Annotated in this window: 7 protein-coding genes; 6 read left to right on the plus strand and 1 reads right to left on the minus strand. The window is 43.0% G+C overall.

Annotation, left to right across the window (positions count from 1 at the left end; genetic code table 11):
* Positions 1–80 precede the first annotated feature (80 nt).
* The 6 genes from ACN6MV_RS09130 to ACN6MV_RS09155 all read left to right on the plus strand — a co-directional run bounded on the left by ACN6MV_RS09130 (position 81) and on the right by ACN6MV_RS09155 (position 8,547).
* On the plus strand, positions 81–1,415 hold the full coding sequence (locus ACN6MV_RS09130) for a maltose ABC transporter substrate-binding protein (protein ID WP_042125829.1): 1,335 nt from the start codon (positions 81–83) through the stop codon (positions 1,413–1,415).
* A 107-nt stretch (positions 1,416–1,522) separates the two neighbouring features.
* Positions 1,523–2,836: a sugar ABC transporter permease gene (locus tag ACN6MV_RS09135; RefSeq protein WP_042125830.1), complete on the plus strand. Its 1,314-nt coding sequence runs from the start codon at positions 1,523–1,525 to the stop codon at positions 2,834–2,836.
* Positions 2,833–3,675 (plus strand): sugar ABC transporter permease, encoded by an 843-nt coding sequence (locus ACN6MV_RS09140; RefSeq protein ID WP_042125831.1) that lies wholly within the window; start codon positions 2,833–2,835, stop codon positions 3,673–3,675. Before ACN6MV_RS09135 ends, ACN6MV_RS09140 begins: the two co-directional genes overlap by 4 nt.
* A gap of 92 nt (positions 3,676–3,767) precedes the next feature.
* A complete protein-coding gene (locus ACN6MV_RS09145) occupies positions 3,768–5,822 on the plus strand; it encodes a methyl-accepting chemotaxis protein (protein WP_419886196.1) in 2,055 nt (684 codons plus the stop codon).
* 165 nt (positions 5,823–5,987) lie between these two features.
* On the plus strand, positions 5,988–6,920 hold the full coding sequence (locus ACN6MV_RS09150) for an AraC family transcriptional regulator (RefSeq protein WP_419886197.1): 933 nt from the start codon (positions 5,988–5,990) through the stop codon (positions 6,918–6,920).
* A 121-nt stretch (positions 6,921–7,041) separates the two neighbouring features.
* Positions 7,042–8,547: an alpha-glucosidase/alpha-galactosidase gene (locus ACN6MV_RS09155; protein ID WP_375102408.1), complete on the plus strand. Its 1,506-nt coding sequence runs from the start codon at positions 7,042–7,044 to the stop codon at positions 8,545–8,547.
* A 507-nt stretch (positions 8,548–9,054) separates the two neighbouring features.
* Here the strand turns inward: ACN6MV_RS09155 and yhbH are convergent.
* Positions 9,055–10,218 carry a sporulation protein YhbH gene (yhbH, locus tag ACN6MV_RS09160; RefSeq protein WP_076121114.1) on the minus strand — a complete coding sequence of 388 codons (1,164 nt, stop codon included), beginning with the start codon at positions 10,216–10,218 and terminating at the stop codon, positions 9,055–9,057.
* Positions 10,219–10,284: the final 66 nt, after the last annotated feature.

The following is a 10,284-nucleotide window of genomic DNA, read 5'->3' on the forward strand; positions in this document are numbered from 1 at the left end:
TTCTGAAATCGTTTGCGCAAATTTCTAGCTCTACTATTTTACCATCTTATGCTTTTTTAAAATTGGGAGGGGTTAAAGTAATGAAGTTAAAAAAAGTGATGGTTATCACCGCTGCTGTTTCTATGGCACTGTCCGTTACAGCGTGTGGTTCGAACAACAATGGGAATACCGGGGGTAACAACGCAGCAAAAGCTACTAATGCTGCTAACAACACTACAGAGACTGCAGCACCAGAGACCACAGATGCAGCAGCAACAGAAGAAATTGTGCCTGAAGATGGAGCGACACTAGTTGTATGGGAAAGTAAGGAAGAAAGACCATTCGCAGATGAAATTGCTAAGCAGTTCACAGCAAAATATAACGTTCCAGTCAAGATTGAAGAGTTGGCACCACCAGATCAAGTAACTAAACTTACGCAAGATGGTCCTTCAGGATTAGCAGCAGACGTTGTTCTTATCCCTCACGACAACTTAGGTAAAGCGGCAAGTGCGAGCTTGGTTCTTCCTAATGACGTCTTCGGTGAAGAAACAAAAGCTAGCAATACTGAAGCTTCAATTATCGGATCTTCGTACGATGGCGAATTGTATGGCTACCCAAGAGCAGCAGAAACTTATGCATTGTTCTACAATAAATCACTCGTTAAAGAAGCACCTAAGTCTTTCGACGATGTTCTTGCTTTCAGCAAAACATTCACAGATAAATCCAAGAACAGATACGGAATTATGTGGGAAGTAGGAAACCTGTACTTCAACTACATGTTTATCGCTTCTGATGGTGGATATCTTTTTGGTAAGGACGGTACTGATAAAGAAGATATCGGACTTGCTAACGATGGAGCGATTGCAGGCCTTAAAGAATTTGTGAAAATGAAAGAAGCATTGCCAATTAAGAGCGGAGATATCAATAGTGATATCAAACGCAGCTTGTTCAACTCAGGTGATGTAGCGATGGATATCACAGGTCCTTGGGAGCTTGGAGGATACAAAGCAGCTCTTGGAGATAACCTTGGTATCGCACCGATCCCTACAGTAAATGGCAAAACAGCTATTACATTCTCTGGTATCAAGATTTTCGCGGTTAACTCGTTTACTCAATATCCGAATGCTGCTAAATTGTACGCTCATTTTGCATCAAGCAAAGACGCTCAATTGTTACTGAACAAAACGATCGGTTCTGTTCCTACAAACAATGAAGCGCTTCTTGATCCACAAATCGTTGACGATCCATTCGTATCCGCTTTTGCAGCACAAGCTAAGAGTTCCCAACCAATGCCTTCTATCCCTGAAATGGGTAACGTTTGGAGCCCTGTAAATGCAGCGCTTCCAGAAATTTGGGATAAGAATGTAGATCCAAAAGCAGCAATGGACAAAGCCGTTCAACAAATCAAAGATTTGAACAACAGTTCATCGCAATAAGGATCATAAATCACAGTCTTAACAGCATACAGTGAATCAAGCTGCCCGTCGCATGTTTAGCGGAGGGCAGCTTCTTATTTTCACTCGGAGAGGAGAACGGAAGCGAAATGCAGCGACATCGCACGAGGGCCGCAGTACTGTCGACGATTTTCATGGGATTGGGACAAATATATAACCGCCAATTCATCAAAGGAATCATGTTTTTAGTTGTAGAAGCCGCCGCTGTTTATTATTTTATTCAGAATCTTGCTACTGCATTATGGGGTTTTGTTACACTAGGAGAAAACCCTAGCCGGTTGGTAAAAGTAAAAGGCATCGCTAAGATGGTAGCTGGGGATCACTCGATTTATATTTTGATTCAAAGCTTGATCACCATCCTAATGCTTATCATCATAATCCTCGCTTGGTATTTGAACATTAAAGATGCTTATAAGACTGGAGAGAAACGCGATAACGGTCTTCAGGCAAACACCTTTAAACAAAGTGTTCGCTATATACTGGATTATAAGTTCGCTCAGACGTTCTTGGTCTTGCCGGGTATTGGTGTTCTATTCTTTACGATCATGCCAATCATCTTCATGATCCTGCTAGCGTTTACGAACTATTCCGCACCTGATCATCTTCCACCCGCTAAATTGGTTGACTGGGTTGGATTTCAGACCTTCCGTAATTTATTGGTTCTCAAAACCTGGAGTCACACTTTTTATGGCGTATTAACATGGACGATTATATGGGCAGTTCTTTCAACGATTACTACATATTTCGGAGGACTATTGGTAGCCTTACTGGTGAGCCAAAAGGGTATTCGTTTCAAAGGAATGTGGAGAGTTATTCTGATTGTGCCTTACGCAGTACCGCAGTTAATCTCTTTGCTGCTCATGCGCAATCTATTTAACGGTCAATTCGGCCCTATCAACCAATACCTCGGGTATTTTGGAATGGGCGGATTGCCATGGCTGACAGATCCATTCTGGGCTAAGGTTACCGTAATTATTGTAAACATGTGGGTTGGTATTCCAGTCTCGATGTTACTTATTATGGGCGTACTGACTACAATTCCTCGGGATATGTATGAAGCAGCTGAAGTGGATGGAGCATCGGGTTATCAGAAGTTCCGTATTGTTACGCTACCGATGGTATTGTTCTCCACAGCGCCTACTCTAATTACGCAGTTCGCAGGTAACATTAACAACTTTAATGCGATCTTCCTATTAACAGGTGGTAGTCCTGTAAATGGTGATTATCAATATGCCGGTTCCACGGACTTGCTAGTAACCTGGCTATACAAATTAACACTTGATCAGAATAAAAACAACATGGCTTCGGCAATAGGGATTATTATCTTTATCATTGTTGCTTCATTCTCCCTGTACAATTACCGCCGGACGAAATCATTCAAAGAGGAGGATATGATCCAATGAGCAGAAAGATCGCGAACTTTATTCGCTTAAGTGGTAGTTACATCATCTTGATTGCTTTGTCGATAGCGGCACTCTATCCGGCCCTCTGGATTCTATTTGCTTCTTTCCGGCCTGGTAAATCACTGTACAGTAAATCATTTATCCCTGAGCAATTCACCTTCGATCACTACAGAGAATTGTTCACATCGCCGAGTTATATGTTTGGGACTTGGTATGCTAATACATTGAAAATAGCCGTGTTCTCCATGCTTATCGGTGTAGTACTTACCTTGTTAACTAGTTATGCTGTATCCAGATTCCGGTTTAAAGCGCGTAAAACAGCGTTATCCACCGTTCTAATTCTTGGTATGTTCCCTGGTTTTATGAGTATGATTGCTATTTATATGCTCCTTAAGGAGTTTAATTTGCTGGATACACATATTGCCTTGATTATCGTTTATGCAGCTGGGGCACCGCTTGGGGGAACCTTTATCGCCAAAGGCTTCCTCGACACGATTCCTCGTTCTTTGGATGAGGCAGCTCGAATTGACGGGGCGAGCAATTTCGGAATATTTATGCGAGTTATTCTTCCCTTGTCACGCCCTATGATCACTTACATGGCACTGACTCAATTTGTCGGTCCTTGGGTGGATTTCATTTTCGCCAGACTTATTTTGCGGACGAAGGAGAACTGGACCGTCGCAGTCGGAATGTGGGATATGGTTAACACGAACCAAAACACTAACTTTACCTTATTCTCTGCCGGTGCTGTTCTGATCTCTATCCCGATTATGATTTTGTTTGTATTCTTGCAACGTCTGCTTGTTGATGGATTGACTGCAGGAGCTAGTAAGGGGTAACAATTTCGCTTCATACTAAAGAATGAACTGGGTACAGCCTTTGTACAGAAATGGAAGGCTGTACCCTTTTTCCATCATAGGGAGTGAACTTAATGAAAAAGCTATGGACTCTACAGTTTAGATCAGTTGGGATAAAATTGTTCGTTATTCTTTTCAGCTCCATAGTGCTCTTATCCACTGTTCTAGGATTGACTTCATATTTTGCTGCCAAAGATATCATTACAGATGAGGTTGCCTCGGCCTCCTCACAGTCTGTAGTTCAAGCAGCGGACAAGCTGGATTTTGTTCTAACCGAATATGAAGCGCTTTCGAGGCAATTTGCACTCGACTCCGCATTAAAAGGTGACTTGGAAAAAATAAATAGTGGTGAACTTACAACGGTAGCTAAAGTTGCTGCAGAAGATCGGATTCGCAGAAAGCTAGACTTAGTTAAAGGTTCAGATGAGCGGATGTATGGCGTCAGACTGGTATCTAAGAGCTTGGAAGAAACAGAATCTTATAAATCTGCAGGTATTAGTGGTCTCCGTAGTGATGAAGGTATTGCTGAGAGACTGAAACAAATTGAAGATGCTAAAGGAGAGCCAGTATGGTTTCCGGTTCGTGAGAAGGGCTTCTTTGATGCTTATACTGAACCATCTTTAACTATGGGGAGATTGCTTCGCAATCTATTGCATCCTGAAGCGGAGTACTACATGCTGATCGAAGTTAAAGGGAAGGCCATGACTGAAATGTTATCTAATCTTCAGATTGGAATGACCGGTGAGATTCGAATTTTGAACACAGATGGTAACATTGTTTATGGTACGGATAATGCTAAACTGGGTCAACCCTCTTACATAAAAGTATCAGAAGAGCAAGATATAGAAAAGAATCATTCATTTACAGCAGCCGATGAGAAGGGAAGTCCTCAGCTTGTCGTTTATCAGCCTTTAACGACCGCTAAGTGGACACTCATGGGATATGCACCAGTTAGTGATTTTACGAAGTCGGCGGACAAGCTTCTTTATATTACGTTCTCTGTGGTGCTTGCAGCTGCCGTGATAGCCCTGTTAATTGGTTATGTTCTTGTTCGTTTGGTTGGGCGTCCACTAGGTAAACTGGCGACCTTAATGGAAGAAGGTGAGCGAGGAAACCTTCGTGTACGAACAAATTTTAAGGGTAAGGATGAGATTGGCCGGCTCGGGCATAGCTTTAACAAAATGATGGAGCAAATTTCTCTGCTTGCAAGCCAGAGTGAGATGTCAGCGGATGAAGTGCTTGGTACTTCGGAACAATTAGTCAAAGCATCAGGTACAACCTCACTTCATGCCAGAGAGGTTGCATCCGCTACAGGTGAGATTGCACTTGGAGCAGCTAGCCTTGCTGTCGAAGCAGAAAGAAGCCATTCTAATGTCGAAATCATTGGCAGCAAGATGAGTGAAGTAACTGAACTAAATACAGTAATGGACGCTTCGGCGGAGCGAGTTATTGAGGTTAGTGATCAGGGGACAGAGCTGATGAAGCTGCTAGTAGAGCAGAGTGAATCTACGGTGGAGATGTTCAATCGAATACAAGAGAACTCCAATAAGCTAAGAGAGAGTACTCATTTAATTCGAAGTATTCTTAGTCCTATGATTGCCGTAAATAAGCAGACCAATATTTTGGCGCTAAATGCCACTATAGAGGCGGTAAGAGCTGGTGCAGCTGGTAGAGGTTTTATAGTGATTGCTGATGAAATCAGACAGCTTGCTAACCAATCGAATGAGTCGATCCAATCGGTCTCCAAGATTACGGAAGAGATTGGTCTACACATTGAGAACACGGTTAAAGATATCAATGAGACCGCTCCAAAGTTTCGTGAGCAGATTTCTTCCGTACGTGAGTCGTCGACGATCTTTGCAAGTGTCAAAGAGGAAATGGAACACTTTATGGGGCATCTTAGTGAATCCTCTGCTTCTATTCATGAACTGATAGAGTTTCAGCGTCAATTAGGTGAATCCATGGCGAGTGTCAGTTCCATTGTGCAGCAGACGACGGCTTCGACGCAGGAGGTAGCTTCTATGTCTTCACAGCAATTTACTGTAAGTGAGGAGCTAGTATCCTTATCCCAAAAGCTAGAGAGCTTAGCAGCAGACCTTAAGCAATCTATGGTTTCTTTTCAAGTATGAGAATTACATCTTAATAATAAAAACAATAAAACGAGTAATTCTCCTGTGTAATGGAGTTTTGCTCGTTTTTTCTAACTTAATGACTTCAAGGAGCTCTTCTTGTCTTAGAAGTGGTTTGGGAGATACACTTGGATTAACATTTTAATAGAAGAAAGGAGTGATCGAATGACGAATTTGCATCTAAGTCTTAGTGGGAGTCTTTTTCAGCAGGCATTAATTGAAGGGGATTATAGTCCTCGTTTTTTTGCTTACTATTATAAACAGTGGAACAATTACAGCATGTCTTACCATCAGCATAATTCAACCGAAATCATGTATTTGATCTCAGGAAGTTGTGTCGTGGATGTCTGTCCAAGAGCAGATGAAGAAGAGAGATTTAAGTTAAAGCGGGGAGAATTGATCATACTCGATGCAAATGTACCGCACAGACTGATTGTCGAGGATGGATCGCCTTGTCGAATGCTGAATGTAGAGTTTGGATTTATGGAATATACAGGGGTTGCTCCATCGATCGGCAAGCTCGCTCGAGAAGAAAAGGCGCTTGCTGAATGGTTAAAGATTCCCTTTTCCAGTCTAGTCATGACTGATCCAGAGGAACTTTATCATGTTCTAAAAGGACTTGTACTGGAGCTCGATCAAAGTGGCGGGAAAGGTGGAAGTATGGTTGACTTATTGTTCTGTGAGCTTATGCTTAGATTATCTAGCTTGCGACAGGATCAACTTCGTGCCAACCAACAGCCTTCACAGCTCTATGTCAGGCGGAGTATCGAATTTTTGTATCAGAACTATGACCAAAGTATCCAGGTTAAGGATATCGCTGCCGCAGTCAATCTGCATCCAGGATATCTGCATCGTATTTTTAAGTCACATACTGGCCGGACACTCAGTGATTATTTGAATATGCTCCGAATGGAAAAAGCAAAAATGCTGCTGGGACAGAGTGATATTCCGATTGCTGAAATTGCCGATTATGTAGGAATTAGCAGCAGACAATACTTTCATCTCCTCTTCAAAAAATACGCCGACTGTACACCTGTAGAATATCGCAATTCTATTGAGCGCCATTCCTGGAGCTATGAAGAGAAGGATCTTCAGTAGAAGATAGGTTAGGATATTTGACACCTTCCTTCAAAAGAGGTCATGATTTTGGTAACGCTTCCCTCAGTTCAATTGCTACAATGGACAGGAACAACCAATTCATTACCGGAGGATGATCAGGATGTCATTTAAAGTGTCTTTTATAGGGGCAGGCAGCATTGGATTTACCCGTGGATTGTTGAGGGACTTACTAACCGTGCCGGAATTTAAAAATATTGAAGTCTCATTTATGGATATTAATAGTCACAATTTGGAGATGGTTACCGAGCTGTGCCAACGTGATATTAAAGAGAATGGATTAGATATTCAAATCCAGGCGACGACGGATCGCAGAGAAGCGCTGAAGGATGCAAAGTACGTATTTTGTACTATTCGTATGGGTGGGCTTGAAGCTTTTGCAACGGATGTAGATATTCCATTGAAATACGGAGTTGATCAGTGCGTAGGTGATACTCTTTGTGCGGGAGGCATCATGTACGGGCAGCGCGGGATTGCGGAAATGCTGAATATTTGCCGTGATATTAGGGAGATGGCTGCCCCGGATGTACTCCTGCTTAACTATTCGAACCCTATGGCGATGCTGACTTGGGCTTGCAACAAATACGGTGGTGTGCGGACTATTGGTCTGTGTCATGGAGTACAGCATGGGCATCAACAAATTGCAGATGTGTATGGTTTGAAGAAATCGGAAGTCGATATTATTTGTGCAGGTATCAATCATCAGACCTGGTACATTTCAGCAAGTCATAAGGGGAAGGATTTGACCGAAGGTCTTCTAGAAGCTTTTGAGAATCATCCGGAATTTAGTCGCACGGAAAAAGTTCGAATTGATATGCTGCGCCGCTTTGGTTATTACAGTACAGAATCCAATGGTCACTTAAGTGAATATGTGCCATGGTACCGTAAACGCAGTGAGGAAATCATGGATTGGATTGATCTCGGAAGCTGGATTAACGGTGAGACCGGTGGATATCTGCGTGTCTGCACAGAAGGACGGAATTGGTTCGAAACGGATTTTCCGAATTGGATGAAGGACTCGGCACTGGAATATACGGTGGAGAATCGCGGAGAAGAGCATGGTTCTTTCATTATCGAAGGATTGGAAACGGGCAGAGTGTACAGAGGTCACTTTAACACTGTGAATAATGGCGTAATTTCAAATCTGCCAGATGATGCGATCATTGAAGCACCGGGGTATGTGGATCGGAACGGTATATCGATGCCGCTTGTGGGTGAATTGCCTTTAGGAGCAGCCGCAGTGTGCAACGTTAGTATCTCAGTGCAACGTTTAGCCGTCGAAGCTGCTGTACACGGTGATGACAAGCTACTGCGTCAAGCGTTTATGATGGATCCGTTGGTAGGTGCCGTATGTAATCCAAAAGAAATTTGGCAGATGGTCGATGAGATGCTCGTAGCTGGAGAGCAGTGGCTGCCTCAATACAGCGAAGCTATTGCTAAAGCGAAGGAACGCTTAGCTTCAGGGGAGATTATTCCAACGAATGCCAACAATGAAGGCGCTGCTCGCCTGAAGGTAAAGACAGTGGACGAGATGATGCAAGACCGGGAAGCAGCGAATAAAAATGCCGGAGAATCTGACAAAGGTAAGGATAGAGAGAAGGTACATTAGGCAGTAGAGTTTTCAGTCACTTGGAATATGACTTCTCCTGCCATCTATTTTCTGAGTGGTAATAATAGTATTGTGGAACAGTTTTGGAGAATTAAATAGATTTCCATTATGAAAAAAGCCTCCCTTCCCAAGCTCTGGAATGGAGGTTTTTTATATGGATAGGTCAATATTCCGATGCTGATGCAAGTTTCCCTAATCAAAAACAAGAATCGTGATCCTCCAGCAATGGAAGGGTGTGATCCAGAAATGCGAAACACAAAGCGTTCGAAACATCGCTTACTCTTCAGTTGCCTAAACGCAATTTCTAGCTCATCTCCTGATATTTTCGGATTCAGAAGACGCTTTTTAGCGATTAATCGCCTTTTATGTGGTTTCGGACTCCAGTGCTATTGCATAGAAAGAGGTTAATTTTTGATGTTTTTTTCAAAGGAGAGAAACGCCAAAAAACACGGGTGTCCAAAAACCATAAAATGGCTGATGGGACATCCGCGTTTTTGAGTGAAGGAGTTATGAATTAACAACACCCTTTTGACTGAAGAAGGTCTTTAGCGCCTGATACACTTCTTTTTTGTCTTTGATGACATAATGCATGAACTGTTCGTGCTTCAGATGACGATAAGCAGACATTAATGTGCTGCTGCGGTTGTACTGATTTACTTCGCCGTAGCCGAACATGTTGCTCCGTTTAAGCAGTTCTCCAATTAGCTTCACACAACGTTCGTTATCAGAAGTAAGGTTATCGCCATCAGAGAAATGAAACGGATAAATGTTGTACTGCGCTGGAGGATATCTGCTATCGATAATCTCAATCGCTTTTTGATAAGCGGAGGAACAGATGGTCCCCCCACTCTCACCACGAGTGAAGAAATCATGCTCGCTGACCTCTTTAGCCTCCGTGTGGTGGGCAAGGAAGACAATCTCCACCTTTTCATACTGGCGGCGTAGAAAGCGGGTCATCCAGAAAAAGAAGCTACGGGCGCAATATTTTTCAAAAGAACCCATCGAACCTGACGTATCCATCATCGCAATAATGACCGCATTCGAGTGAGGCGTTCTAATGTCATCCCATGTTTTGTACCGCAGATCATCAGGACTTATGCTGTGTATTCCGGGATTGCCTCTGCTTGCATTACGCCGCAGATTCTCCAGAAGGGTACGTTTCTTATCGATGTTAGACATCATACCTTTTTTACGGATATCGTTGAAGATGATAGATTTAACCTCGATCTCTTCCTTATTCTTTGGCTTCAGATGAGGCAGCTCCATATCCTGAAACAAGATGTCCTCCAGATCCTCCAGATTGACCTCTGCTTCCACAGTATCTTGACCGGGTTGATCGCCTGCTTTTTCCCCTTTACCGGGCTGTGCAGATTGTGAATCGCGCCCAAGTACATCACCGACCTGACTTTCCCCGTCGCCCTGTCCTACATGCTTTTGCTTACGAAAGTTATAGATGATTCGATACTCATCCAGGCTGCGGATCGGAACTTTTACAATCTGCTTACCGCCTGACAAAATAATATTTTCTTCGGTCACGAGATCCGGCAAATTATCCTTGATAGCTTCTCTGACCTTCTGCTGATGACGTTCCTGATCCTGATGGCCTTTGCGGTGAAGGGACCAGTCTTCTTTTGAGACGACAAAGGAAAAGGGACCAGATGATTGCGACAGGATGACCACCTCCCATGGAATATAAATGTTGATTGAAGGAACCTATGCAAAGTTTGAACTTCTTGG

The organism is Paenibacillus sp. B-A-8 (genome assembly GCF_048572915.1).
Classification (GTDB): Bacteria; Bacillota; Bacilli; order Paenibacillales; family Paenibacillaceae; genus Paenibacillus_AQ.

Bases quoted from the DNA above. Each gene is read 5' to 3' on its own strand.
- ACN6MV_RS09130 (WP_042125829.1), top strand. From the start codon at position 81: ATGAAGTTAAAAAAAGTGATGGTTATCACCGCTGCTGTTTCTATGGCA.
- ACN6MV_RS09135 (WP_042125830.1), top strand. From the start codon at position 1,523: ATGCAGCGACATCGCACGAGGGCCGCAGTACTGTCGACGATTTTCATG.
- ACN6MV_RS09140 (WP_042125831.1), top strand. From the start codon at position 2,833: ATGAGCAGAAAGATCGCGAACTTTATTCGCTTAAGTGGTAGTTACATC.
- ACN6MV_RS09145 (WP_419886196.1), top strand. From the start codon at position 3,768: ATGAAAAAGCTATGGACTCTACAGTTTAGATCAGTTGGGATAAAATTG.
- ACN6MV_RS09150 (WP_419886197.1), top strand. From the start codon at position 5,988: ATGACGAATTTGCATCTAAGTCTTAGTGGGAGTCTTTTTCAGCAGGCA.
- ACN6MV_RS09155 (WP_375102408.1), top strand. From the start codon at position 7,042: ATGTCATTTAAAGTGTCTTTTATAGGGGCAGGCAGCATTGGATTTACC.